At 64.0% G+C, this 25,261-nt stretch carries 21 protein-coding genes; 9 read left to right on the plus strand and 12 right to left on the minus strand.

Annotated elements, in window-relative coordinates; all coding sequences use genetic code 11:
• Window positions 1-57 precede the first annotated feature (57 nt).
• On the plus strand, window positions 58-2,391 hold the full coding sequence (gene glyS, locus F3H96_RS17380; protein ID WP_149802955.1) for a glycine--tRNA ligase subunit beta: 2,334 nt from the start codon (window positions 58-60) through the stop codon (window positions 2,389-2,391).
• Between the two features lie 165 nt (window positions 2,392-2,556).
• Entirely contained in the window at window positions 2,557-2,838 is a 282-nt protein-coding gene (locus tag F3H96_RS17385) for an ATPase (protein WP_149802956.1), read from the plus strand.
• Between the two features lie 90 nt (window positions 2,839-2,928).
• Here F3H96_RS17385 and F3H96_RS17390 read toward each other — a convergent pair whose 3' ends face one another.
• Both F3H96_RS17390 and F3H96_RS17395 read right to left on the minus strand, forming a co-directional pair.
• Window positions 2,929-3,318, minus strand: a complete 390-nt coding sequence (locus F3H96_RS17390) for a hypothetical protein (protein WP_149802957.1) — start codon at window positions 3,316-3,318, stop codon at window positions 2,929-2,931.
• A 158-nt stretch (window positions 3,319-3,476) separates the two neighbouring features.
• Window positions 3,477-4,007: a hypothetical protein gene (locus F3H96_RS17395; RefSeq protein WP_188131437.1), complete on the minus strand. Its 531-nt coding sequence runs from the start codon at window positions 4,005-4,007 to the stop codon at window positions 3,477-3,479.
• Between the two features lie 171 nt (window positions 4,008-4,178).
• Here F3H96_RS17395 and F3H96_RS17400 point away from each other — a divergent pair, with 171 nt between their 5' ends.
• The 3 genes from F3H96_RS17400 to F3H96_RS17410 all read left to right on the plus strand — a co-directional run bounded on the left by F3H96_RS17400 (window position 4,179) and on the right by F3H96_RS17410 (window position 7,406).
• Window positions 4,179-5,150, plus strand: a complete 972-nt coding sequence (locus F3H96_RS17400; RefSeq protein WP_188131438.1) for an L-threonylcarbamoyladenylate synthase — start codon at window positions 4,179-4,181, stop codon at window positions 5,148-5,150.
• A gap of 72 nt (window positions 5,151-5,222) precedes the next feature.
• Entirely contained in the window at window positions 5,223-6,653 is a 1,431-nt protein-coding gene (locus F3H96_RS17405) for an FAD-binding oxidoreductase (protein ID WP_149802959.1), read from the plus strand.
• A 186-nt stretch (window positions 6,654-6,839) separates the two neighbouring features.
• Complete coding sequence (locus tag F3H96_RS17410) at window positions 6,840-7,406, plus strand: DUF6101 family protein (protein ID WP_149802960.1); 567 nt, start codon at window positions 6,840-6,842, stop codon at window positions 7,404-7,406.
• 203 nt (window positions 7,407-7,609) lie between these two features.
• On the opposite strand, the gene ubiA is transcribed toward F3H96_RS17410, so the two are convergent.
• Window positions 7,610-8,593, minus strand: a complete 984-nt coding sequence (gene ubiA / locus F3H96_RS17415; protein ID WP_149802961.1) for a 4-hydroxybenzoate octaprenyltransferase — start codon at window positions 8,591-8,593, stop codon at window positions 7,610-7,612.
• 66 nt (window positions 8,594-8,659) lie between these two features.
• Entirely contained in the window at window positions 8,660-9,571 is a 912-nt protein-coding gene (locus tag F3H96_RS17420) for a LysR family transcriptional regulator (protein WP_149802962.1), read from the minus strand.
• A 145-nt stretch (window positions 9,572-9,716) separates the two neighbouring features.
• Here F3H96_RS17420 and F3H96_RS17425 point away from each other — a divergent pair, with 145 nt between their 5' ends.
• Both F3H96_RS17425 and purD read left to right on the plus strand, forming a co-directional pair.
• Window positions 9,717-10,511 carry a phytanoyl-CoA dioxygenase family protein gene (locus tag F3H96_RS17425; protein WP_149802963.1) on the plus strand — a complete coding sequence of 265 codons (795 nt, stop codon included), beginning with the start codon at window positions 9,717-9,719 and terminating at the stop codon, window positions 10,509-10,511.
• A 155-nt stretch (window positions 10,512-10,666) separates the two neighbouring features.
• Window positions 10,667-11,947 (plus strand): phosphoribosylamine--glycine ligase, encoded by a 1,281-nt coding sequence (purD, locus tag F3H96_RS17430; RefSeq protein WP_149802964.1) that lies wholly within the window; start codon window positions 10,667-10,669, stop codon window positions 11,945-11,947.
• Window positions 11,948-12,024: 77 nt separating this feature from the next.
• On the opposite strand, the gene F3H96_RS17435 is transcribed toward purD, so the two are convergent.
• From F3H96_RS17435 to F3H96_RS17465, 7 genes are all read right to left on the minus strand, one after another.
• Complete coding sequence (locus tag F3H96_RS17435) at window positions 12,025-12,468, minus strand: hypothetical protein (RefSeq protein ID WP_149802965.1); 444 nt, start codon at window positions 12,466-12,468, stop codon at window positions 12,025-12,027.
• Between the two features lie 66 nt (window positions 12,469-12,534).
• Window positions 12,535-13,905 carry an alpha-glucosidase/alpha-galactosidase gene (locus F3H96_RS17440; protein ID WP_149802966.1) on the minus strand — a complete coding sequence of 457 codons (1,371 nt, stop codon included), beginning with the start codon at window positions 13,903-13,905 and terminating at the stop codon, window positions 12,535-12,537.
• 20 nt (window positions 13,906-13,925) lie between these two features.
• Window positions 13,926-15,596, minus strand: a complete 1,671-nt coding sequence (locus F3H96_RS17445) for an ABC transporter ATP-binding protein (RefSeq protein WP_149802967.1) — start codon at window positions 15,594-15,596, stop codon at window positions 13,926-13,928.
• Window positions 15,597-15,605: 9 nt separating this feature from the next.
• Entirely contained in the window at window positions 15,606-16,745 is a 1,140-nt protein-coding gene (locus F3H96_RS17450) for an ABC transporter permease (protein ID WP_149802968.1), read from the minus strand.
• Window positions 16,746-17,753, minus strand: a complete 1,008-nt coding sequence (locus tag F3H96_RS17455; protein ID WP_149802969.1) for an ABC transporter permease — start codon at window positions 17,751-17,753, stop codon at window positions 16,746-16,748.
• Between the two features lie 107 nt (window positions 17,754-17,860).
• Window positions 17,861-19,942 (minus strand): ABC transporter substrate-binding protein, encoded by a 2,082-nt coding sequence (locus F3H96_RS17460; protein WP_149802970.1) that lies wholly within the window; start codon window positions 19,940-19,942, stop codon window positions 17,861-17,863.
• Window positions 19,943-20,046: 104 nt separating this feature from the next.
• Window positions 20,047-21,513 carry an alpha-glucosidase/alpha-galactosidase gene (locus tag F3H96_RS17465; protein ID WP_149802971.1) on the minus strand — a complete coding sequence of 489 codons (1,467 nt, stop codon included), beginning with the start codon at window positions 21,511-21,513 and terminating at the stop codon, window positions 20,047-20,049.
• A gap of 243 nt (window positions 21,514-21,756) precedes the next feature.
• Between F3H96_RS17465 and F3H96_RS17470 the strand changes: the two genes are divergently transcribed.
• A complete protein-coding gene (locus F3H96_RS17470; protein ID WP_149802972.1) occupies window positions 21,757-22,599 on the plus strand; it encodes an AraC family transcriptional regulator in 843 nt (280 codons plus the stop codon).
• A gap of 147 nt (window positions 22,600-22,746) precedes the next feature.
• Here F3H96_RS17470 and F3H96_RS17475 read toward each other — a convergent pair whose 3' ends face one another.
• The gene (locus tag F3H96_RS17475) at window positions 22,747-23,910 is read right to left on the minus strand and encodes a glycoside hydrolase family 25 protein (RefSeq protein WP_149802973.1); all 1,164 of its coding nucleotides are present in this window, start codon (window positions 23,908-23,910) and stop codon (window positions 22,747-22,749) included.
• A gap of 268 nt (window positions 23,911-24,178) precedes the next feature.
• Between F3H96_RS17475 and F3H96_RS17480 the strand changes: the two genes are divergently transcribed.
• Window positions 24,179-25,063, plus strand: a complete 885-nt coding sequence (locus tag F3H96_RS17480) for an AraC family transcriptional regulator (protein ID WP_149803076.1) — start codon at window positions 24,179-24,181, stop codon at window positions 25,061-25,063.
• Window positions 25,064-25,261 lie beyond the last annotated feature (198 nt).

Consider the following 25,261-nt stretch of genomic DNA (forward strand, 5'->3'; position numbering starts at 1 on the left):
CCCGCCCCGGCGCTACGCGCCGACCCTCCCCATCAAGGGGAGGGTGGGAGCTTAACTATGCCTGATCTATTGCTCGAACTCCGCTCGGAAGAGATTCCCGCCCGCATGCAGCGCAAGGCAGCCGGCGACCTCAGGAAGATGCTGACCGACGGTCTGGTCGACGCGGGTCTGACCTATGAGGCGGCGCGCGAATATTGGACGCCGCGGCGCCTGACGCTCGACATCCGGGGCCTGACGGCGCGTTCGAAGGACATCCGCGAGGAGATCAAGGGCCCTTCGACCACGGCAACCGAGCAGGCGGTGCAGGGTTTCCTGCGCAAGGCCGGGCTTGCATCGATCGCCGAGGCGCACGTCCATTCCGACCCGAAGAAAGGCGACTTCTACGTCGCCCACATCTCGAAGCCGGGGCGGGCGGCGCAAGAAATCATTGCCGAGCTGGTGCCGGGCATCGTCGGAAACTTTCCCTGGCCGAAATCGATGCGCTGGGGCCCGGCCTCGGCCAAACCCGGCTCGCTGCGCTGGGTGCGGCCGCTGCAATCGATCGTCTGCACCTTCGGCCCGGAAACCGAGGAGCCGGTCGTCGTCGATTTCGAGATCGACGGCATCCGCTCCGGCAACGTCACCTATGGCCACCGCTTCCACGCGCCGGGTCCGATCACGGTGCGCCGCTTCGAAGATTACGTGAGCAAGCTGGAACTGGCCAAGGTCGTGCTCGATGCCGACCGGCGCAAGGAGATCATCCTCGCCGACGCCCGCAACATCGCCTTCGCCAACGGGCTCGACCTTGTCGAGGACGAGGGCTTGCTGGAGGAAGTCTCCGGCCTGGTTGAATGGCCGGTCGTGCTGATGGGCGACTTCGAGCGGGACTTCCTCGCCATTCCTAGCGAGGTCATCCGGCTCACCATCCGCGCCAACCAGAAGTGTTTCGTAACGTCGCGGCCGGTCTCTGCGCTTGCGGGCGAGGTTGGCCAATCGCCGCTCTCCAACCGCTTCATCCTGATCGCCAACATCGAGGCGAACGACGGCGGCAGGGAGATCGCGCGCGGCAACGGCAAGGTGGTGCGCGCGCGCCTGTCCGACGCGCTTTATTTCTGGAAGACCGACCAGGGTGATCTGCCGGATCTCGGCACGCTGGCGGAGTCCGCGGCGAAGTTCGACCTGGATCTGACCAAGCCGCTCGACCAGCGCATGGCGCGCCTCGATCATCTCAACGTCACCTTCCACGCCAAGCTTGGCACGCAGGGCGCAAGGGTCGCGCGCATCAAGCGCCTGGCGGAAGAGCTGGCGCCGGTCGTGGCGAAGTCGATCTCCCCCCTTGAGGGGGAGATGGCCGGCAGGCTAGAGGGGGTCGCTTCGGCTGGCGCGACCCGATCCGGCCATTCGGAGCTGGAGAAAGTCGGCTCTCCACGCGAGACGACCCCCTCTGTCGCCTTCAGCGACATCTCCCCCTCGAGGGGGGAGATTACCGCGCTCGTCGCCCGCGCGGCGGTGCTGGCCAAGGCCGACCTGCAGACCGAAGTGGTTGGCGAATTCCCTGAATTGCAGGGCGCGATGGGCCGCAAATACGCGCTGCTGCAAGGCGAGCATCCATCGGTCGCGGCGGCCGCGGAAGAGCATTACAAGCCGCAGGGTCCGTCAGACCGTGTGCCGACCGATCCGGTGTCGGTCGCCGTGGCACTTGCCGACAAGCTCGACACGCTCACCGGTTTCTGGGCGATCGACGAAAAGCCGACCGGCAGCAAGGACCCGTTTGCACTGCGGCGCGCGGCGCTGGGCGTGGTCAGGATCCTCATCGAGAACCGTATACGTCTGGCGCTGACGTCTGTTTTCGCCATGGCCTTCGCGAATTTCAAAGGCGCCGCGGATCCGTCGTCCGACCTCCTCGCCTTCTTCCACGACCGTCTGAAAGTCTATCTCCGCGACCAGGGCGCGCGGTACGATCTCATCGATGCCGTCATCACGCCACAGTCCGACGACCTCTTGCAGATCGTGCGCCGCGTCGAGGCGCTGGGTTCCTTGCTCGATACCGACGAGGGTAAGAATCTGCTCGCCGGCACCAAGCGCGCCGCGAACATCCTGGCAGCCGAGGAGAAGAAGAAAACCGTCATCGCCGGGACCGTTGAGCCGGCATTGTTCCTCGAGGAGGCGGAAAAGAAGCTGTCCGCCGCGGTGAATCAGGCCGAGAAGGAAGCCGGCCAAGCGATTCAAAACGAAGATTTTTCCGCCGCCATGCTGGCGCTTAGCGTGTTGCGCGAACCCGTTGATTCATTTTTCGAAGGCGTTCTCGTGAATGATGAAGACCAGGCCGTGCGCGCCAACCGCCTGGCGCTGCTCGCCCGCATCCGCGCCGCCACCGACCAGGTCGCGGATTTTTCGAAAATCGTCGGCTGAGGGCTCGAAAATCGCCCGATCCGAAGCTGCCCGCATGCTCGAGCATGCTGACATGCTTCAACAATTTGGCGGCCGAAATTTAATGCGCCGGAGCCGGCTTACAGTCATATGACGATGACCTCCACGTGGGAGAACCAAGAGGTTCCCCAACCACGGAGGCATGCCATGAATTCCGTTGACGATATCGACTTGATTGAAGAAACCCCGGCCGCCGCCGAGGCCGTCGAATCCGCTTCCGACAACGTCCTCGACCAGGCCGCCGCCGCGGCGATCGAAGCGGCCGATCCATTCGATGACGAGTCGGAAGATGATGAAGATGGCGACGACGAAGACGATGAAGATGACGCCGGCGAAAATGCCAAAGCCCCGGGCGACGATGAGTCCGAGGACGATGATGAAGACGACGCCGATGAGTCCGACGATGACGACAAGGAGAATGCGGCCTGAGCCGTTTCCTGTCGGCTGAAAGGTGAGGGGCGGCGCGACAGGCGTCGCCCTTTTTCGTCCTGTTGCCTCAACTTCCGGGAAATTGATGCGTCAATCTTCCACGACGCTGACCCGCACGCCGTCCTGATAGACATCGACCTCGATCAGCGGCTCGCCATTGACGATGGCGCGCCGGGTGGCGTTGCTCATGGCGGCGCCGCGTTCCAGCATGCGCTGCAGGTCGGCGCGCGAACCGTCGGTGCGGAACCATGGATCGCCCTGGTCATCGCTGTCGCGCCGGTGGAACTTGTGCCAGTTGGCGCGGTCCTGCCGCACCATCTGCGCTGCGCTGACTAGCGCGTAGCCGTCGCTGGCGCGGTGGTCGCGATCGGAAATGCGCGCGACGTAAGAACCCAGCATATCGTCGGCCTGCGCCGTGCCCGCACCCAGCGCTGTTGCCGCCAGCAGTCCGGCAACGGCGATTGTTTTCGAAACAGTCATGGAACCCCCCTCTCTAAACGCCAAAACGTTGCCCCGATCCGGATGACGGAAATCGGACAGGGCCACGGCATGTCTCGCGACAGTGTGCAGCGATTTCGGGACGAAGACATGCTTAAGGTCACAGCCGCCTAGCATATCGAGGCGGGGTTCAATGTGATCTACATCGCCTTGCCGACGCGGGGCAGCGACGGGGCATTTTGCGCTTGTGGCTGCGCGCCGGCCGACGCGTTGGCCGTCGCGGCCCGCTGGCTACCGGTCTTGCCGTTGCCGTTCGAAGCCGCGGTGGTGCCGTTGGCGGGGCTCGCCGCCGCGGTGCCATTCGCTTTTGTCGCCGCCGCCGGCGTGGTTGCCGGCGTGGTTGTCGATGTCTCGGGCTTGGCCGATGCGGTCGCCGCGGGCGTTGCGAAGGCGCCGCCGACAATGCCGCCGCGAATGATCATCGGCGCCTGCTGGTGCCCGGACTTTTCGGGAATTGCCGCAACCTTTTCGTCGGTGACGGCGGGCGCTGGATCGCCTAGCGCTATCACCGATGGCGTCGCGGCCGCGGACAGCTTGGCCGGCTCGATCGCTTTCAGCCTGATGACCGAAGGCGTCGAGGTCGAGACGCCAAGCACGACGATCGACGAAGCATGTGCCGCGCCGCTCATCGCCAAAAGGCCGATACCGAACGCTCCGAGCAAGCGCATCATAAAAACTCCCCAGGCCGCAACCACATCAAACCCGCACCTTAGAGCCGGCACATTGAAGCCGGCTTGCGCGGAAACTTAACATTTTAGGGATTGATAAATCGCCAATGCCCGTACTTGCCCGACGCAAGCGGCCGTATTACGGGACCGGCATGTTCAAGACTGGTGGCGGATTTGGCTGAGATATTGGCGGTCGGCGAGGCGCTGGAGCCGGCATTGGCGTTGCTCGAAGGCGGCGACGTCGTCGCCATCCCGACCGAGACGGTTTACGGCCTGGCTGGCGATGCGACCAATGGCGTCGCGGTGGCGCGTATTTTCGAGGCCAAGGGCCGGCCGCGTTTCAACCCGCTGATCGCCCATGTCGCCGATCGCGCGATGGCGGACCGCATCGCCGGCTTCGATCCGCTGTCGTCAAAGCTGGCCGAAGCCTTCTGGCCCGGTCCGCTGACGCTGGTGCTGCCGCAACGCGCGGACAATGGCATCCATCCGCTGGTCAGCGCCGGGCTGGATACGATCGCGTTGCGCATGCCGCGCGGGTTCGGCGGCGAACTGATCGCGAGGTTCGGCCGTCCGCTGGCCGCCCCCAGCGCCAATTCTTCCGGGAAGATCAGCGGCACGACGGCACAGGCAGTCGCCGCCGATCTCGGCGACAGGATCAGGCTGGTCGTCGATGGCGGCGCGACCCCCGTCGGGCTGGAATCGACCATCGTCAAGGTCGAGCAGGGCAAGCTGCGGCTGCTGCGGCCGGGCGGGATCGGCGCCGAGGAGATCGAGGCGGTTGCCGGCGCGAAACTGTCGCGCGGCGCTGCCGGCATCGAGGCGCCGGGCATGCTTGCCTCGCATTACGCGCCGGGCGCCGCGATGCGGCTGAATGTCGGCAGCGTCGCCGGAGGTGAGGCGCTTCTTGCTTTCGGCCGCAACCGCGCCAAGGGCTGGGAACGGGCCGTCGCACTGCGCAATCTCTCCGAGGCGGGCGACCTGCGCGAGGCAGCCAGCAATCTGTTCGCCTTCATGCAGGCGCTTGACCGCAGCGGCGCCGCGACCATCGCCGTCGAGCCGATCCCGTCCGCGGGCTTGGGGGAGGCGATCAACGACCGGCTTGCGCGCGCCGCCGCGCCGCGTGACAGCTCGCCTGAGCGCCGCTAAGTCAATGAAGAGGAGCATGATGGCGTCCGAAACCGCTTCACACTTTTCGGCATCATGCTCTAGGTTCGGCTCATGAACGACCAGCCCTTCGACCTCGATCCCGCCGTCATCGACCGCTTCGCGGCCATTGTCGGCGACAAATATGCACTGCGCGATCAGGCCGACATCGCGCCTTACATCACCGAACGGCGTGGCCTTTGGCACGGCCGCACATCGCTGGTGCTGCGTCCGGGCAGCGTCGAGGAGGTGAGCCGCATCATGCGATTGGCGACCGAGACCGGAACGCCGATCGTGCCGCAAAGCGGCAACACCGGGCTGGTCGGCGCCCAGGTGCCGGACAAATCCGGGCATGACATTGTGCTGTCGCTGTCGCGGCTCAACCGCATCCGCGAGATCGATGTCTTGTCGAATACGGCGACGGTCGAGGCCGGCGTCATCCTGCAGACGCTGCAGGATGCGGCCGACGCGGCCGACCGGCTGTTTCCGCTCTCTCTTGCCGCTCAGGGATCCTGCCAGATCGGCGGCAATCTTTCCTCCAATGCCGGCGGCACCGGCGTGCTTGCCTATGGCAATGCGCGCGAGCTCTGCCTCGGCGTCGAGGTCGTGCTGCCGACCGGCGAGGTATTCGACGACCTGCGCAAGCTGAAGAAGGACAACACCGGCTACGATCTGAAGGACCTTTTCGTCGGCGCCGAAGGCACGCTCGGCGTCATCACCGCCGCGGTGTTGAAACTGTTCCCGAAGCCGAAGGGCAGGGAGGTCGCCTTCGCCGGCCTGCCGACGGCTGAAGCGGCGCTGTCGCTGTTCAGCCTGGCGATGGACAGGGGCGGCGCATCGCTGACCGCTTTCGAGCTGATCGGCAAAAGGCCTTACGACTTCACGCTCAGGCACGGGCAAGGCATCACACGGCCGCTGGCCGGCGACTGGCCATGGTATGTTTTGATGCAGGTCTCTTCCGGCCGCTCCGAACAAGACGGCCGGGCGCTGATCGAGGAGATCCTTTCCGCCGGCCTCGAGCAAGGCATCGTCGGCGACGCGGTGGTCGCGGCAAGCCTTGCCCAGGGTGACGCCTTCTGGAATTTCCGCGAGACCCTGCCCGAGTGCCAGAAGCCCGAAGGCGCCTCGATCAAGCATGACATCTCCGTGCCGATCGCCTCGATCCCGCAATTCATCGAAGCTGCGGCGGGCGTGGTCGAGACCGTCTGTCCCGGCGCGCGCGTGGTCTGCTTCGGCCATATGGGCGACGGCAATCTTCACTACAACATCTCGCGTCCCGTGGATTGGCAAGACGAGGCGTTCCTCGACCTGTATCATCCCATGAACAAGGCCGTGCACGATGTCGTGCGGTCGTTCCACGGTTCGATCTCGGCCGAGCACGGCATCGGTCAGTTGAAGCGTGACGAGCTCCTGGCCACGGCGCCGCCGATGGCGATCGACCTGATGCGCCGGGTGAAAGCGGCCTTCGATCCGGCCGGCATCATGAATCCCGGTAAGGTTATCTGATCCTTCCTAAATCTGGTGGCCGGTCGCATTCCGATAACCATCGGCTCAGATCAGCAAAATTTAACCGACTTTCTTAAGCGCGCCGGTAAGAAGCGAGCGCTAATGTTTCTTCCCATAACGAGGCCGGAAAAACCGGCCCTGAGAGAACCGGAAAACGGCCCTCAGGAGTAACAGGGAAGGCATTCGATGAACACTGGATTGAAGCCAGTCTGGGCCGGACGCAACATGCGCCTCGACCCGTTTCGCCTGCCGCAGATGGTAAGCTATGCCACCCGCGACGACTATGGCGATGTCACCTTCACCATCGATCAGCGCGGCGCCGTCATCCGCCGCATGCTGGAGATGAGCGGCGTGCCGGCGATCATCGCGCTGCCCGCCAAGGCGTTCCGCGGCGTCGCCGCGCGCGCCATGGAAGATCCGGACGGCAACGTCACGGTGACGTTGGAACTCCTGCACAATGACCCGATGCTGTCGGTGCCGCTGCTGGTCGCCGACGACCTCGAGGACGTCGCCGCCGACTGGCGCGCCTGGGCCGATGCCTATCGCTTGCCGATGCTTCTGATCGAGGCCGACGGCATCGCCCGCACGCTGGAGGAATCGCTCGGCGCCGCCATCAAGGCGTTGCCGCCCCAGGAGCGCCGCAAGGGCCGCGTGTCCCATATGCGCCGGCCGCGCTTCCTGGCCCGCCGCAGGACCGGCAACCTCGGTTTGAGGCTTGTCATCGACGGCCAGGAGATAATTGCGCGGGAATAGGTTTCTTCTCCCCGTCACTATACGGGGAGAAGTGCCCGGCAGGGCGACGAGGGGCGGCGCCAACATAAGTGTCTGGCCGCCTCAAACTTCATGCGTCGCATGCGCGATATCACAGCCGCAAATTCACCTTGCTTCCAAGGTTGGCGCCGCCCCTCATCCGGCTGCCGCCACCTTCCCCCGTATAGTGACGGGGAGAAGGAAGACTACACCAGCGGCTTAAGCCATATCCACACCGACCCGCCGATCAGGCCCAGGAAGATCAGCCAGCCGACCTGGTTGTTCGACTTGAACAGTCTCAGGCACTGGTCCGGATTGTTGATGTCGAGCCGGATGATCTGGCGCGCCATATGCGCGCCGGCTGCGATCACCCCGGCCAACGCCACCACCGGGACCTGCGCCGAGGCGAAGGCGATGGCGAAGCAGATCAGCGCGCCGCCATAGAGCCCGACCAGCCAGGTCTTGGTGTTGTCGCCGAAGAGGCGCGCGGTCGAGCGCACGCCGACGATGGCGTCGTCTTCCTTGTCCTGATGCGCATAGATCGTATCGTAGCCGATGACCCACAGGATCGAGCCGATATAGAGCATGATGGCCGGGTCGTCGATGTCGCCGAACTCGACCGCCCAACCCATCAGCGCGCCCCAGGAGAAGGCGAGCCCAAGCACGAATTGCGGCCAGTTGGTGATGCGCTTCATGAACGGATAGACGGCGACGATGGCCAGCGAGGCGATGCCGAGCGGGATGGCGAAGCTGTTGAACTGCAACAGCACGGCGAGCCCGATGAGCGCCTGGATGATGACGAATATCCAGGCCTGGCGGCGTGTCACCTTGCCTGCCGGCAGCGGCCGCGAGCGGGTGCGCTCGACCTGGTTGTCGATGTCCTCGTCGGTAAGGTCGTTATAGGTGCAGCCGGCGCCGCGCATGGCGACGGCGCCGATAAAGAACAGCAAGAGATACCAGGGCGCCGGCAAAAGCGTCAGCAGCGGGTCGGTCGGGCGCGGATAGGCGCTCGCGGCAAGGGCGGCCGACCACCAGCAGGGCCACAACAGCAGCTGCCACCCGATCGGCCGATCCCAGCGCGCAAGCTGCGCGTAGGGCCACAGCCATCGCGGCAGCACCCGGTAGACCCAATGGCCGCTCGGCGCATCGGCGACACGGCCCTGGATAGCTTTCGACTGGACGGGTTCCATGCCGTTGGAGTGGCAGCAGCAAGGGGCGCCGTCAAGCGGCCGCGTTGTCGCTCAAGGGGTGAAAACTCAGGCGGTGAAAACATCGCGACCGGCAAACCATGCCTTGGCGACGTCGATGAAGGCCAAGGCCGCCTTCGACAGGCGCTGGCGCGTGTCATGGGTCAGGATGATGCGCTGCATCGGCAGCGGGTCGGAGAGCGGCTTGTAGACCAGCGGCAGGCCGTCATAGCTCAGGTCGCCATGCGGCCTGGTGTAGCTGACCGCGACGCCGAAGCCGTTGGCCACCATGGAGCGCTGCATCTCGAACGAGCTCGTCGTCGCCCGGGCAACCGGCGACAGGCCGCGGCTGAGGAAGAGATCCAGCATGTGCTGCCAGCTGTGCGGCTGATCGGTGGTGATCAGCGGATGGGCTGCGAGCTCCGCCAGGCTGACGGCATGCTTGTCCGCCAGCACGTGGCCGGCGGGCAAAAGCGCATGCGGCCGCAGTTCATGCAGAAGGATGCGCTTGAAATGCCCGGGCAGGCCGAGATCGTAGGTGAGGCCGAGATCGACGGCGCTGTCGGCGAGCCGCCGCCCCAGCGTATCGAACGTTTCGTCGCCTATGATGACCGTAACGGCCGGGCAGCGCTCGGCGAAGGAGCGCATCAGCGCCGGCGCGAAATAGGGCGCCAGATCCTCGAAGCAGCCGAGCACCAGTTCGCCGCCGACGTCGGCGTCGCGCGATCCGAGCGCCGCCAGTTCATCCGCCTCGCCCAGCACCTGCCTTGCCTTGGCGACAGCCTTGCGACCGAACGACGTCAGCGCAACGCCGCTGCCGCGCTGGCGCACGAACAGTTTCTGGCCGAGCGCGTCCTCGACATTGTCGATCGCCACCGAGATCGACGGCTGCGAAACGTTGAGAGCAGCCGCCGCGGCGGTCACGCTGCCATAGCGGGCGACGGCAACGACATAGCGCAATTGAGCGAGGGTCGGTCTCATAGGCAAAAACTATAAACTAGATGACAAGTTATTATTTTACGCGATGTCTGCCGCTTGCGATAGTCGGTTGCCAACCGAGCAATTCCAAGAAAAGTGTGTAGCGGTTTTCCGTCCGGAATTGCGTCAAAGAAAGAGATCGTGCGCCATGGCCAGCCCAAAGATTGATGCTTCGACGATTTCCGATTACCAGCGGGACGGCGCTGTCTGCATCCGTGGCGCCTTCAAGGACTGGGTCGATGTCATCGCCGACGGCATCGAACGCAACATGCGGGACCGCAGCGCCGCGGCGTCCGACATCGCCGGCGGCAATGGCAGCTTCTTCGACGACTACTGCAACTGGCAGCGCATCCCCGAATTCGTCAGGATCGTCAGGGAATCGCCGGCCGCCGAACTGGCGGCCACGGTCATGCAGTCGCGCAGCGCGCAGTTCTTCCACGATCACGTTCTGGTCCAGGAGCCCGGTACGCAGAAGCCGACGCCCTGGCACCAGGATATTCCATATTACTTCGTCGACGGCAGCCAGACGGTAAGCTTCTGGATCCCGATCGATCCGGTGAAGGAGGCGACGCTGAGGCTGATCGCCGGCTCGCACAAATGGGAAAAGATGGTCCTGCCGGTGCGCTGGCTGAACGACGCCAGTTTCTATGCCGGCGAGGGCGACTACCGGCCGGTGCCCGACCCCGACAACGACCCTTCGATGAAGGTGCTCGAATGGGAGATGGAGCCGGGCGACGCCATCCTGTTCGACTTCCGCACCGCGCATGGCGCGCGCGGCAACCTGACCTCTGCGCGGCGCCGGGCGCTGTCGCTGCGCTGGGTCGGCGACGACGCGCATTATGTCGAGCGGCCCGGCCGCACCTCGCCGCCTTATCCCGGCCACGACATGAAACCCGGCCAAAAACTGCGCGAGGACTGGTTCCCGGTCATCTACCAGAGTTGAGGCTTGTTCCAGTCGGCCTGACCGCCTTCGTCGGGCTTGGTCAGGGCCAGGATCCCGTGCGCAATTGCCGCCAAAATGCCAAGACGCCTTGACCCGCCGCCCGCGGACCAATAGCGGGTTCTCTCGACGGAGACGATCGGCAGCAAGAGGTGGCCATGAATGTTCTTCTTCTCGGCTCGGGTGGCCGCGAACATGCGCTCGCCTGGAAGATGTCCGCCTCGCCCCTGCTGACCAGGCTCTACGCCTCGCCCGGCAATCCGGGCATCGGCCGTGTCGCCGACCTGGTCAAGCTCGATGTCGCCGATCACTCCGCTGTCGCCGCCTTCTGCCAGGAGAAAAAGATCGACCTGGTCGTCGTAGGTCCGGAGGGGCCGCTAGTGGCAGGGATCGCCGATGATCTGCGCGCCTGGGGCTTCCGCGTCTTCGGTCCCTCCAAGGCGGCGGCCCGGCTCGAGGGCTCGAAGGGCTTCACCAAGGATCTCTGCACCAAATTTGACATCCCGACCGCCGTCTATGGTCGCTTCAGCGACATTGCCTCGGCGAAAGCCTATGTCGAGAAGGCCGGCGCGCCGATCGTCATCAAGGCCGACGGGCTCGCTGCCGGCAAGGGCGTCACCATCGCCATGACCTTGGACGAGGCGAACGCCGCGCTGGATGCCTGTTTCGAAGGCGCCTTTGGGGCGGCCGGCGCCGAGGTGGTGGTCGAGGAATATCTGACCGGCGAGGAGGCGAGCTTCTTCTGCCTTTGCGACGGCGCCACGGCGCTGCCCTTCGGCACCGCGCAGGACCACAAGCGCGTCGGCGACGGCGATACCGGGCCGAACACCGGTGGCATGGGCGCCTATTCGCCGGCGCCGGTGATGACGCCGGAAATGACCGAGCGCACCATGCGCGAGATCATCGAGCCGACCATGCGCGGCATGGCCAGTCTCGGCGCGCCCTTCGCCGGCATCCTCTTCGCCGGCCTGATGATCACCGACCAAGGGCCGAAGCTCATCGAATACAACACCCGTTTCGGCGATCCCGAATGCCAGGTGCTGATGATGCGGCTGAAGGACGATCTGCTCGTCCTGCTCAACGCCGCCGTCGACGGCCAGCTCGCGCATATGTCGATCCGCTGGAGCGACGAGACGGCGCTGACCGTGGTGATGGCGGCAAGGGGCTATCCCGGCACGCCGGAGAAGGGCTCGGTCATCCGCGGCCTCGACAAGGCGGAAGGCGAGGGCGTACAGGTCTTCCATGCCGGCACCGCCATCAATGGGGGCGCGCTGGTCGCCAATGGTGGCCGCGTCCTCAACGTCACCGCGCTGGGCAAGACCGTCGGCGAGGCGCAGGCCAAGGCCTACGCGGCAATCGAGCATATCGACTGGCCGCAGGGCTTTTATCGCCACGACATCGGCTGGCGCGCCGTCGAGCGCGAGAAGACTGGAAACTAATTCCTGCGACTATTCCAAGGGAAGGCACGGCCCTGGCGGCGAGCTGTTTGCGATCGGCGGCGCGCACAGCGGTTTGGTTAGTGGTTTCTCAAAAGGTAGAAGCTGCCAAAGAAGCCTAGGCCGAAAATACCTCCCGCCACTGCGAATAAAAACAGCCCACTAGTAATCCAATAAGCAGCCGGCATTGAACGGCGGCCCAGATGCGGACTATCCGCTCCGCGGATTGTTCGCATAGCCATCTTGAGAATTTGAATGGCAACAATCACCGCAACCGCCAAAGGAAGGAGCGCCACGAGCATCCTCGCCGTGGGCGGACGGCTGTAGAGACCTGTGATTGCTTCGCCGAACCGGTAAAGGAAGATCGGTATGCCCGTGACGATTCCGCCGAGCGCAAAGTACATTGCAAAGCGCCAGGGCCAGTCCGCAAGCCATCGTTTCGCGGCCAGTTTTTGGACGCGATAGTCGACCGCCGCAACACCCAGGCTGACAAATATCCAGAACGATCCGATCCACCAATTCATCCGGATGTTCTATCGCACCGTCAGTTAGCCTGAGATTAAGCTATCTGAACTCTGCGCAGCGGATAGTCACGCAGCCGCGCTCTTTCTCCCGCCTCGCACCCAGGCCGGCAGCCAATCGCCATGCGCGGCAAGCAGGTCGTCGACCAATGACCAGATCTGGTCGAGATCGAGTTCGGCCGCCGTATGCGGGTCCATCATCGCGGCGTGATAGATGTGTTCGCGGTTCTCGCTGATCAGCGCCCGCACCGTCAGCTCCTGCACGTTGATGTTGGTGCGGATCAGCGCCGTCAGTTGCGGCGGCAGGTCACCGATGTAAGTGGGTTGGATGCCGGACGCATCGACAAGGCACGGCACTTCCGCCGCGCAATCGACGGGCAGCGAGGTGATGCAGCCATTGTTGCGGACATTGCCGTAGATCACCGACGGCTCGCCGGTCCACACCGAATTCATGATCGAGGAGGCGTATTCCCTGGACTGCTCGACCTCGATCCGATCCGCCGAGCGGTAGGCCTCCGCCTGGCCCTTCCAGCGTTCGATCTGCTCGATGCAGCGCTTGGGATATTCGTCGAGCGGGATGCCGTATTTCTCGATCAGGTCCGGCCGGCCGTCCTTGATGAAATAGGGCGTGTATTCGGCGAAATGCTCCGAGCTTTCGGTGACGAAATAGCCGAGCCGGGTCAGCATCTCGTAGCGCACCTTGTTCGGGCAGCGCGGGTTCCAGCCGGATTTTGGCGCACGCCCCTCACGATAGGCGCGCACGAGATCGGGATAGAGGTTGCGGTAGGAGCCGTCCGGCTGGCGATGCTCGAACTTCAGGTAGAAGGCCATGTGGTTGATGCCAGCCGAGCGGTAGCGAATTTCCTCATAGGGAAGGTCGAGGTCGTGCGCCAGTTCCATCGCCGTGCCTTGGACCGAATGACAGAGTCCGACCTGTTTGATTTGCGGATATTTTTCGGCGATCGCCCAGGTGTTGATCGCCATCGGGTTGACATACTGCAGCATGATCGCCTCTGGGCAGACGGCCAGCATGTCCTCGCAGATCTTCCACAGATGCGGCACGGTCCTCAAGCCGCGCATGATGCCGCCGACGCCGAGTGTGTCGGCGATCGTCTGGCGCAGGCCGTATTTCTTGGGCACCTCGAAATCGGTGACGGTGCAGGGCTCATAGCCGCCGATCTGGAAAGCGACGACGACGAAGTCGGCGCCGGAGAGCGCCTGGCGCTGTTCGGAATAGGTCTCGGCCTTCGCCTTCACGCCAAGCGTCGCGATCAGCTTGTTGACGACGACGGCGCTTTCTTCCAGCCGCTGCGGATTGATGTCCATCAGCGCGATCGTCGCGCCCGACAGCGCCGGCCGCTGCAGCACGTCGCCGACAATGTTCTTCATGAACACCGTGGAGCCGGCGCCAATGAAAGCGATCTTGGGGTTTCTTGCCACTGTAAGCCTCCGGCACTTTTCTAAGCCACGTCGAACGCGGCCCTGACGAGCCGTTCGGTGTAGGCGGTCTTGGGATTGGTGAGGACCTCGTCAACGGGTCCCTGCTCGACGATCTTGCCGTGCTGCATGACGATGACGCGGTGACATAGCGCGCGCACCACCTTGAGGTCGTGCGAGATGAACAGGTAGCTCAGACCCCGCTCGTCCTGCAGCTTGCGCAACAGGTCGATGATCTGCGCCTGCACCGAAAGGTCGAGCGCCGAGGTCGGCTCGTCGAGCAGGATGAGTTCGGGCTCCAGCGCGATGGCCCGCGCGATGGCGATGCGCTGCCGCTGGCCGCCGGAGAATTCATGCGGGAACCGCGACAGGATATCGCCCGGCATGCCGGCGCTGACCAGCGCCTCGCGCACCCGCTCGACCCGCTCGCGCCGCGTCGCGCCCAGCCTGTTGACGACCAGCCCTTCCTCGATGATCTGGCCGATCGTCATGCGCGGGTTGAGCGAGGAGAACGGATCCTGGAAGACGATCTGCATGCGCGAGCGCAGCGGCCGCATCTCGTTGCGCGACAGGCCCTGGATCGGTTGGCCGTCGAAACGGATCTCGCCGCGCTTGGTGTCAATCAATCTCAGCAGCGCCTGGCCGAAGGTGGTCTTGCCGGAACCGGATTCGCCGACCAGCCCCAGCGTCTCATGGCGGCAAAGCTTGAGGCCGAGATCGTCGACGGCGATCAGCTCGCGCCAGTCCGGCCTCAGGAAGGAACCGTGGCGCAGCATGAAGCAGACGCGCACATCATTCGCCTCGAGGATGGTGCCGCTGCCCTCAGGAAGCGATTGCGGACGCCCGCGCGGCTCCGCGGCGAGCAGCCGCTGCGTGTAGGGATGCTGTGGGTCCGCAAACAGCCGTTCGGTGACGTTGTGCTCGCACATCGCGCCGTGCTGCATGACGTAGACATAGTCGGAGAATTTGCGCACCACGGTGAGATCGTGGGTGATCAGGATCACCGCCATCCGCAGCTCTTTCTGCAGGTTGCGGATCAGGTTCAGGATCTGCGCCTGCACCGTGACGTCGAGCGCGGTGGTCGGCTCGTCGGCGATCAGCACGTCTGGCTCGTTGGCCAAAGCCATCGCGATCATCACGCGCTGGCGCTGGCCGCCCGACAGCTGATGCGGATACTGCTTGAGCCGCGCTTCCGGTTCAGGGATCTGGACGTGCCGCAGAAGCTCGAGCGCGCGCGCCCAGGCTTCCCTCCGGCTGACCTTGCGGTGCACCCTGATCGCCTCGACGATCTGGCTGCCGACCGTGTAGATCGGGTTGAGCGAGCTCATCGGCTCCTGGAAGATCATCGAGATGCGGTTGCCGCGCAGCTTGCGCCGGGCGCTTTCGGGGAATTTCAGGATGTTCTGGCCGAGATAGTCCACGCTCGACCGCGGCGACACGGTGGCACGCCGCGACAGCAGCCCCATCACCGTGCGCGCCGTCACCGACTTGCCTGAGCCGGACTCGCCGACGATCGCGATCGTCTCGCCGCGATAGAGCTGGAACGAGATGTCCTTCACCGCCTCGACGGTGCCGTGTTCGACCTTGAAGGCGACCTCGATGTTGCGGGCGTCGATCACAGGCTGATCGTGGCGGCCATCATGGTCGAGCCTGACGGCGGGTGCGAAGGTTTCTGCAAGCGCGACGGTCGTCATCCAGCCACCTCAATAAGGATCGACGGCATCGCGCAGGCCGTCGCCCAGCGCGTTGAAGGCAAACACGGTGATCAGCACGAAGCCGACCGGCGACAGGATCCACGGATAGGTGCCGATGACCGAATAGGTCGCGGTGTCCTGCAGCATCAGGCCCCAGGAAATCAGCGGCGGCTTCACCGCGAAGCCGAGGAAACCGAGGAAGGATTCCAGCAGCACCACCGTGGGGATCGCCAGCGTTACCGCGACGATCACGTGGCTCATCACATTGGGGAGGATGTGCTGCAGGATGATGCGCCGGTCGGTGGCGCCGACGGCCATGGCGGCGCGGACATAATCGATGCGCGCCAGCGCCAGCGTCTTGCCGCGTACCTCGCGCGACATCTGCGCCCAGCCCAGCGCCGACATGACGATGATGACAAAGGCGAGGAAGACGTTGGTCGGCGCGGTGACCGGGATCAGCGTCGTCAGCGCGAGATAGAGCGGCAGTTGCGGAAAGGCGAGCACAAGCTCGACGAAGCGCTGCATCCAGACATCGAATTTGCCGCCGAAATAGCCGGACACCATGCCGACGCTGGTGCCGATGACGGTGATGATGAACACGACCGTCAGCGCGATCATCAGCGACACGCGTGAGCCATGGATCGCGCGCGACAGCACATCGCGGCCGAACTTGTCGGTGCCGAGGAAATGCACCGGCTGGCCGTCCATCGAGGCGAACAAATGCCGGTCCGCAGGGATGAGCCCGAAGAGCTTGTAGGGCGCGCCCGCGACGAAGAAGCCGAGCAGTCTGGGATGGTCGTAGTCCGGCCCGACGATCGGCTGGAAGGTGACCGGGTCGAGATCGGCCGAATCGGCCAGCGCGTAGACCCGTGGCCGGGCGACGAAATTGCCGTCCTTGTCGTGAAAGACAGGCACCTGCGGCGGGGCGAAGGCGACGTCGGTCGCCTTGGGGTCCATCGGCGCCAGGAATTCGGCGAACATCGCCATGAGCAGCAGCAGCACCACCAGGCAAAGGCCGGCCATGCCGGTCCAGGAACGCTTCAGCCGGCGCCAGACCAGCGCCAAATAGCTCTCGTTGCCATGCGCGGGTTCGGCTATCGTTACGCCTTCGGCCGGCAGAGGGGGCGGGGACGGATCGCGGGCCAGCATCTAGCGCTCTCCGAACTGGCGGATGCGCGGGTCGAGCAGGACGAGCAGCATATCGGCGATGATGTTGCCCACGATCAGCGTCGCCGACAGCACCATCATGAAGGTGGCCGTGACATAGACGTCGCCGACTGCCATGGAACCGACGATCGCCGGGCCGACGGTGGGCAGCGCGAAGATGATCGCCGTCTCGATCTCGCCGGTCAGCATGTAGGGCAGCACCACGCCCTGATACATCACCAGCGGATGCAGCGCGTTGGGCACGGCGTGGCGCATGACCACGGCGCCGCCGGTCAGCCCCTTGGCTTTCGCCGTCTCGACATACTGCGCGTTGAGCGTATCGAGCAGGTTGCCGCGCATGACGCGCATGTTGTAGGCGAGCCCGCCGAACGTCGCGATCGCCACCACCGGCCAGACGTGCTTGACCAGGTCGACGAACTTCGCCCACGACCATGGCGCGCCGCCATATTGCGGCGAGAAGAACGAGCCGATTTCCGAGACGTTGAACTGGAAGACCAGCAGATAGACGATGATCAGCGCCATCAGGAAGCGCGGTACCGTCATGCCCAGGAAAGAGATGGCCGACAGTGTGGAGTCGATCCAGGAATACTGTCGCGTTGCCGCCCATATGCCGAAGGTGATGCCCAGCACCGAGGCAAGCAGGTGGCAGACCAGCGCCAAGAGCAGCGTGCGCGGCAACCTCTCGCCGACCACGTCGGCCACCGGCTTGTTGTAATAGAGGCTGTAGCCGAAATCGCCGCGGGTGACGATGCCGCCAATCCAGTTGAGGTACTGGATGGGCAGCGGCTTATCGAGGCCATGTTCGACGCGATAGGCCTGCGCCTGCGCGTCGGCTTGGGCGAACGAGGCGCCGCCCTGGTTGATCAGCTGCGAGCGGATGTAGTCTGCATAGTCGCCCGGCGGCGCCTGGATGATGGCGAAGGTGACCAGGCTCAAAATGGCGAGGACGGGAAGCGCCGACGCTATGCGCATGGACAGGAATCGCAACATTGACGGTCTGCTTCCTTTCTCGCCGGTAACATTCGGTTCGTTTGCCGGATTGCTTGTCCGGCCGCGCCGCGGCGCGGCCGGACGTCTCTCGTCAGGGGAGGTCAACCTTACATCGGGCCCTTGTCTCCGGGCTTGCCGGGAAGCTCTTCGGGGAACAATTCATATTTCGCCTGTTTGTCGGCCGCGACGAAAACCCGTTCGCGGATGATCGAATCCTCGGCCCAGTTGAACATGAAGATCGGCGTGCCCTGCGGGACGTTGGAGAAGCGCTTGTTGACGATCAACGCACCGGGATATTCCGTCAAGCCGATGTTGTAGACGTGTTCGGTCGAGATCTTCTGGAATTTCTTCATCAGGCTGGCACGCTCGTCATTGTCTGACGAAGAGACGAACTTGCTGACGATGTCGACAAGGTCCTTTTCGAAAGGCATCAGGTCGACCACACCGCTTTCGGGCGCTCGGTGATCCCAACTGGTTTTGGGGCCGACGGGCGCGAGTTGCACGGTGTTCTGCACGACGGACGTCAGCTCCTGCTCGTTGCGCCGGATCAGCCAGTCGAAGCGGCCGGAATATTGCGTGGCATCGCGCTGGGTGCCGTTGAGACCGTTGAGCACGACCCGCAAGCCCAGTTTCTCCATCTGCGCGACGACGCCTTCGGCAAGGCTCTTGTCGGTCGTGTAGTCGTTGTTGACCAGCATCACGATCTCGACGTTCTTGCCGCCGGCGGTGCCGGCCGGGAAATTCACGAAGCCGTCGCCGTCGGTGTCCTTGAGCCCGGCCTTGGCGAGTTCGGCCTTGGCGCCTTCGAGATCGAAGGGATAGTAGACCGTCGACTTGCGGTCGTAGAAGCTGGTGCCGGACGAGAAGCCGCCCGGATAGATGGCGGTGAACGGACCCTTGACCAGCGAGTCGCCCAGCGCCTTGCGGTCGAGCGCCATGGTCACGGCCTTGCGGAAGTCCTCGTTGCGGTTCAATTCGCGGATCGCCTGGCCGCGCTCGTCCGGATTTCCCCAGCCATTGGCGGAAAAGTTCAGCCGCAGATTGTAGCCGATGAGGCGCGGGCCGAAGGCGAGCCTGGCCGGCGCATTCGGGTCGGCCGCGCGCTTCAGCGAGGCGACGAAATTTTCCGGCTGCTCGAGGTTGGAGAAGTCGCCGGAGCCGGCCACCGCCTGCACGTCACGGTCGGCCCAGGTCGAGAGCTTGTAGTGCAGCTCGTTGAGGTAAGGCAGCTGGTTGCCCTTCTCGTCGACCTTCCAATAATAGGGGTTGCGGCGCATGACGATGATGTCGTCCGGCCGGTATTCGACCGGCACCCAGGCGCCCATCACCGGCATGTTCATGAATTCCGGCGGGAAGGCGTTCTTGAACTGGTCGTAGGTGTTCTTCGAGTATTTCGGATGCTGCGGCTTCAATATGTGCGACGGGCCGGGGCAGAAAGTGCCGTACGCCATCGCATAGAGATACTGCCTCGGGAACGCCTCCTTGAAGGTCCACTCGACGGTGTAGTCGTCGATCTTCTTCAGCGTGGTGCCAACGCCGAAGGTTTCCGGCGTCGCGCCGTTGAGCGGCGAGACGTTCGGATCGACCACCTCATCGTCCCAGTAGAACATGACGTCGTCGGCGTTGAAGGGCGCGCCGTCCGACCATTTGGCGCCTTCGACCAGATGCATGGTCAGCTTGTGGCCGTCGCTCGACCAGTCCCAGCTCTTGGCGAGGTTGGGCAGCGGCTCGGTGTCCTTGGCCTCGACCTGGAACAGCGGCGCCGTGCGTGTCAGGCATTCGGACAGGCCGATGTCGATGCCGCCCCAGCCTTGCGTCTGGCCGGCGCCGTAGTTCCAGCCTTCCGGCCGGCCGCCGATGACATGGCGCATCGTGTCGCCATAGACGCCGATGCCGTCGGGCATGTTGCCGGTCTTGAAGACCAGCGGCTCCTTCGGCAACCTGTCCTTGACCGGCGGCAGCTTGCCGGTCTTGACATATTTTTCGGTGACCCAGTCGGGCTCGTGATATTGCGGCAGCGCCTTGAACTCCAGGATGGAGTCGCGCGCCACATATTTGATCTTGCCTTCGGCCGGGAACGCAGCCGGCTCCGGCGGCACCGTCGGCTCGGAAGCCAGCGCCGCAAATGCCACAGTTGAAACGCTGAGCATCAGCCCGGCGGCAATGCCAATTCTGTGCAAGGTCCTCATAGTCTCCTCCCAGTTGTTTGGACGTTTGTTGCTGTCCGCCTCTTGTTCTGGACGGCTGATTTGACGGGCTGCCTCCTGCACACCCGTCTGCCTGCCAGCGGATCTCAGCCCACCTGTTTCAGCGTCGCCTTTTCGGCGCGCAATTCCTCGATCGAGCGCACGCTTCGCCGCGCGGCGCCCGCCCAATCCCGGGTCTTGATCTTCGATTTCGAAAGCCGCTCTTTTGCCGCCGGAACGGCCTGGGCGTATTGCGGCAGCCATGCGGCCTGGGCGACGACCATCTCGTCCACCATCTGCCAGACCTCTTCCGGCGTGGACACGGCTCCGACCAGCGGGTCGTGCAGCACGGCGAGTTTCAAAAGGTCGATGTCGCCGGCGATCGCTGCATGCACCGACATGCGCTGAACGTTGATCGAGGACATGCAGGTTGCCGCGCACGCCTCCGGCAGCGTGATGCCGGCCGCCATGTTGATGCCGAACCGGTCGACGAAACCGGGCGACTCGATGATGGCGTCCTGCGGCAGGTTGGTGATCACGCCTTCATTCTTGACGTTGAAGTGGCCGCGATAGACGCGGTTGGTCTCCAGCGCCTCCAATATGTGGCTGGCATGCTCGTTGGAGCGCCTGGCCGGATCGATCGGCTTCGACGCGGCTTCGAGGAACTGCGGATATTCGGTCTCGAACCAATTGCGGGTTTCGGTCGAGTAGCGCAGATAGCCGCCGGTTTCGCCGTGGATCCAGTCGGACATGTCGATCCAGCGCGCGATCTCGTCGGGACGCTTGCGGTACCAGGGCAGGTATTCCGACAGGTGGCCGTTGCTTTCGGTCGAATAGACGCCGAAGCGCTTCAGCACGTCGATGCGCAGCTTTTCCTGCTTCGAAAAGACCGGATGCGCCTCGAAGGCGGCAATGAGCTCATCCTTGCCGATCGGCCGGCCGTTCAGCCGCAAGTCGATGAACCAGGTCTGGTGATTGATGCCGGAGCAGACATAGTCGAGCTCCTTGGCCGACTTGGCGCCCAGCACTTCTGCGATCTGCTCGGCGCCATGCTGGACGCCGTGGCAGAGCCCGACAGTGTCGACCTTGCCATATTCGATCGCCGCCCAGGTATTCATCGCCATCGGATTGGCATAGTTGAGGAACTTGGCGCCGGCGTCGGCGACCTCGCGGATATCCCTGCAGAAGTCGAGAATCACCGGAATGTTGCGCTGACCGTAGAGGATGCCGCCGGCGCAGATCGTATCGCCGACGCACTGGTCGATGCCATATTTCAGCGGAATGCGGATGTCGTCGGCATAGGCTTCGAGGCCGCCGACGCGCACGCAGCTGATGATATAGCGCGCGCCCTCCAGCGCCTTGCGGCGGTCGGTCGTCGCCGTCACCCTGGTCGGCAGATTGTTGGCCTCGACGATCCGGTCGAGGATCGCCTTGATCATGCCCAGATTGTGCTCGCTGACGTCGGTCAGCGCGAATTCGATGTCCTTGAATTCCGGTACGCACAGAATGTCGGTGAACAGCTTCTTGGTGAATCCGACGCTGCCGGCGCCGATAATAGCGATTTTGAAGCTCACCTTCACCTCGATCCAATCGAATGCTAGGCAAGGAGCAGCAAGGGAGGATACGGCCACGCGCCATGGCGCACGCACCGCTCAAAGCCGGAAATCCGGCTTTTTTCCTCCCGCCCGCTCCTCGACCGCGGGTCATTCCCGTTCTTGAGGGCCTGATTATGCGCTTATTCGCGCGCTCGGCCAGAGAAGGATTATGCTTTCGAGGGTAATTTTGTGCTGCGGGACCTGATCGCTAACGGACAATTGATGCGCACGATTTCGCTGCCGCGCGGTCGCCAACGCCTGCACGCCATGCCGACCAGCACCGGCTATGAGGTGCGCCAGCACGAAACCTACGACTGGGACGGCCGGAAGCGCGGCCAGACCCCATTCACAGTGCTCCAGCACACGATCAGCGGCATCGGTCAGCTGCGCTACGAAAACCGCAACTATCGCCTGCAGGCCAACGACACGCTTCTGGTGTTGGTGCCGCACAACCACCGCTACTGGTTGGCGCCGGGCGACCGCTGGGAATATTTCTGGATATCGATGAATGGCGAGGAAGCGCTGCGCGTCCACAAGTCCATCCTCAGCGTCTCCGGGCCTGTCTTCCGGCTGCAGCCGGCGACCATCGACCATCTCGCCGATTGCAGCCTGCGGCTTATCAAGGGAGCCGGCTCGCCGGGCGCCGCGTCGGCGATCGCCTACGAGGCGGCGATGGCGCTCTATGACGATGTCTTCGGTTCGCACGCCTTCGCTGAAAAGCAGAGCGCCATGCAACCTGTCATCGACCACATCAACGCCAATCTCGACAAGCCGCTGCCGGTGGACGAGCTCGTCCAGATCAGCGGCCTCAGTCGCGCGCATTTTTCGCGCTGCTTTGCCGAGAGCGAAGGGTTGCCGCCAGCCGAGTTCGTCCTGCAACAACGCCTGCAGCGCGCGGCGAAGCTTCTGACCAGGGCGGATTTTCTCCCGGTGAAGGAGGTCGCGGTGCTGTGCGGTTTCGAGGACCCGAACTACTTCTCAAAGGTGTTTCGCCGCTGCTACGGCATCAACCCGACGCAGTTTCGCACCACCGGCATGTACGCCAGCCTGGGCAGCCATCGCTGAGAGCTCGTTTGGAACTGTATTTCCGCGGCCGTCTGAAGGTGCTCACCTGCTCAATGTACGCTCCGCTCAGGTTCTCGAAAACACCTTCATATGACTCGCAGCAGCGAGTTCCGAAAACGTGCCCTTACGACAGTTGATTTGGAATGATCAGTGGCGGGGTCGATCGAGCGCCGTCGAGGCGGTGCTGACCGGATCGGCCACCGCGGCAAAGGCCGCATCGATCTGCTCCGGCGTGCGCTGTCCGCTGCGTTTCCAGGCGACATATTGCGCGATGCCGAAACCTGGCCGCTGCGGCACCGTCTTCACCACCGGCATGCGGAACCCGTCGCGGAACTTGTCCCAGCGCGCGCCGAGCACGGCGGCCATTTCCTCGAAGGTCGGCGGCGTCGCCACATCGGCGTAGGTGATGGTGACTTTGCCGGCCAACGCGGCCTGACGCGAAATCGGCACCGGGATCGAGGCGAGGTAGTCGGCCGGCACGTCCAGCAGCCCGCCGAAGGCCCATTGCCGGCGCAGTTCATCGGCGCTCATCGGCGCGACACTGACGTCGATGTCGTTGGGCGTGCCCGGCACCCGATAGGGACATCTGAAGCGGCCGCAATTGGCCTGCGCGGAGAACTGCCACAGCGCATAGCCCTGCCAATTGCCCATCGGGAAATGCACGTCGATGTCCGGCTTGTAGCGCGCATACCAGAGCGGCAGCCGCGACAGCAGGCGGTACTGGTAACGGTTGTCGGCAATGTACTGGGCGGTCTTGCCGTTGGCGTAGAGCACCGGGAAGCGGCCGAGGCGGCGGTGCACCTGGCGCACGAATTCCTCGGCGTCCTCCAGCGACATCCATTGCGTGGGATCGATGCCTTCGATGTCGAGCGCAAGCAGCTCATCCGGCGCCGGTTCCGCGAAATCGATGAAATTGTTGGCCTGCTCGACCGGGTTGCCGGGCCGCGCGAGGTGATAGGCGCCCCATTTCAGGCCGAGCGCCTTGGCCACCACCTTGCGCGTCTGGAACAGCTCGCGCGTCACCGCGTAGCGTTTCCATTGCGTCTTGCAGAGTTTGACGTCGGCCTCGGCGCCGAAGCAGAAATAGGGCGGCGGCAGCCCGTCGGACGCCTTGTTGATGAAGCCGGCGATGCGCTTGTCGGTGACGAGCTGCTGCCAGTCGATCGAGTTGTATTCATAGGCGTCGATCACCAGCGGGCGGTCGGCATTCTTCCACGGCTCGGAGAAATCCGAGGCCTTTGCCGCCGTGCCCAGCGCAACCGCCACCGCGAGAAGCGCCAGGCGGCGAAGAGGGCGCGCCGGCTTTTTCAATCAGGGTGTCCCCGCTGACCAGGGAACGATCCTGAACCGCTATGGTTAAGGAAGTGCTTCGCAGCCAAGGATCGTTTATGCCGTCGGCGGTTTCCGTCCGCGCCAAAACGTCAAAAAAGTATCGGTCGGGTGGACAAGCCGTGGTGGCAGGCGTTTCAATTGCCGCCTAAGCTTTCAATCACGGCGGCCAGTGGGAATACACGGGGTCTGCCGGACGAAGCGCAGCAACCGGTCACAAGACCGGACCCGCGCGGGGAGGAAAATGAAGATGAATCCGGACCTGGAAGTCGTCCAGATCAGACAGGGTGAGTCGTTCAAGGCCTGGGCCCACGGCTATCCTTTCCGCACCGTGCGCTGGCATTTCCATCCCGAATACGAGCTGCATCTGGTCGTCGCCACCAACGGTCGCTATTTCGTCGGCGACTTCATCGGCGAGTTCGAGCCGGGCAATTTGGTGCTCACAGGCCCCAACCTGCCGCACAACTGGGTCAGCGACGTGCCGCCTGGCGAGACCGTGCCGCTGCGCGGCCGTGTCGTCCAGTTCTCCGAAGAATTCATTGCCGACGCTACCGCCGCGCTGCCCGAACTTGCCGCCTGTGCCGGCATTCTCGAGACCAGCCGCCGCGGCGCGCTGTTCTCGCTGGCGACGGCTGATCTCGCGGCGCCCTTGCTGGCGGAACTGGTCGAGGCGCAAGGCGTGCGCCGCCTGTCGCTGTTCATGGCCGTGCTCGATATCTTGAGCCGCGCCGGCGATGTCCGCACCCTGGCCAGCGCCGGCTATCTTCCCGACCCCTCCGGCTTCATGTCGGCCGGCATCAACCAGGCGCTCGCTTACATCAACTGCCACCTGACCGAGCCCTTCAGCGAAGGCACCTTGGCCGAGATCGCCGGGCGCAGCCCGAGCGCCTTCTCGCGCAGCTTCCGCCGGCACACGGGAATGGCGCTGGTGCAGTATGTCAACCGCCTGCGCATCAACCTCGCCTGCCAGCTGTTGATGAGCGAAGGCCAGATGTCGATCACCGAAATCTGCTACGCGGCCGGCTACAACAACATCTCGAATTTCAATCGTCAGTTCCTGGCGCAGAAAGGCATGTCGCCTTCGCGCTTCAGGGCCTTGCTGGCGCAGAACGTCAACGCGGAGATCGCCGCCTAACAGGGAGGTAACGGGAGGAGCCTAAAGCAATTCCAGTCTGAAAAGATTTTCCGTCCGGAATTGCGTCGTCAAACAAAGAGACATTCAGGGAAGGAAAGACGCGGGGTGCCGGGCACCCTGTGCTGGAGATCGTTTGTTCTGAAATCCAGCACGTTCAGGAGGATGCTTGCGTTGGCTTACTGGGGTCGATCGATCCTC

The organism is Mesorhizobium sp. NFR06 (assembly GCF_900115245.1).
In the GTDB taxonomy this organism is placed as follows: domain Bacteria; phylum Pseudomonadota; class Alphaproteobacteria; order Rhizobiales; family Rhizobiaceae; genus Mesorhizobium.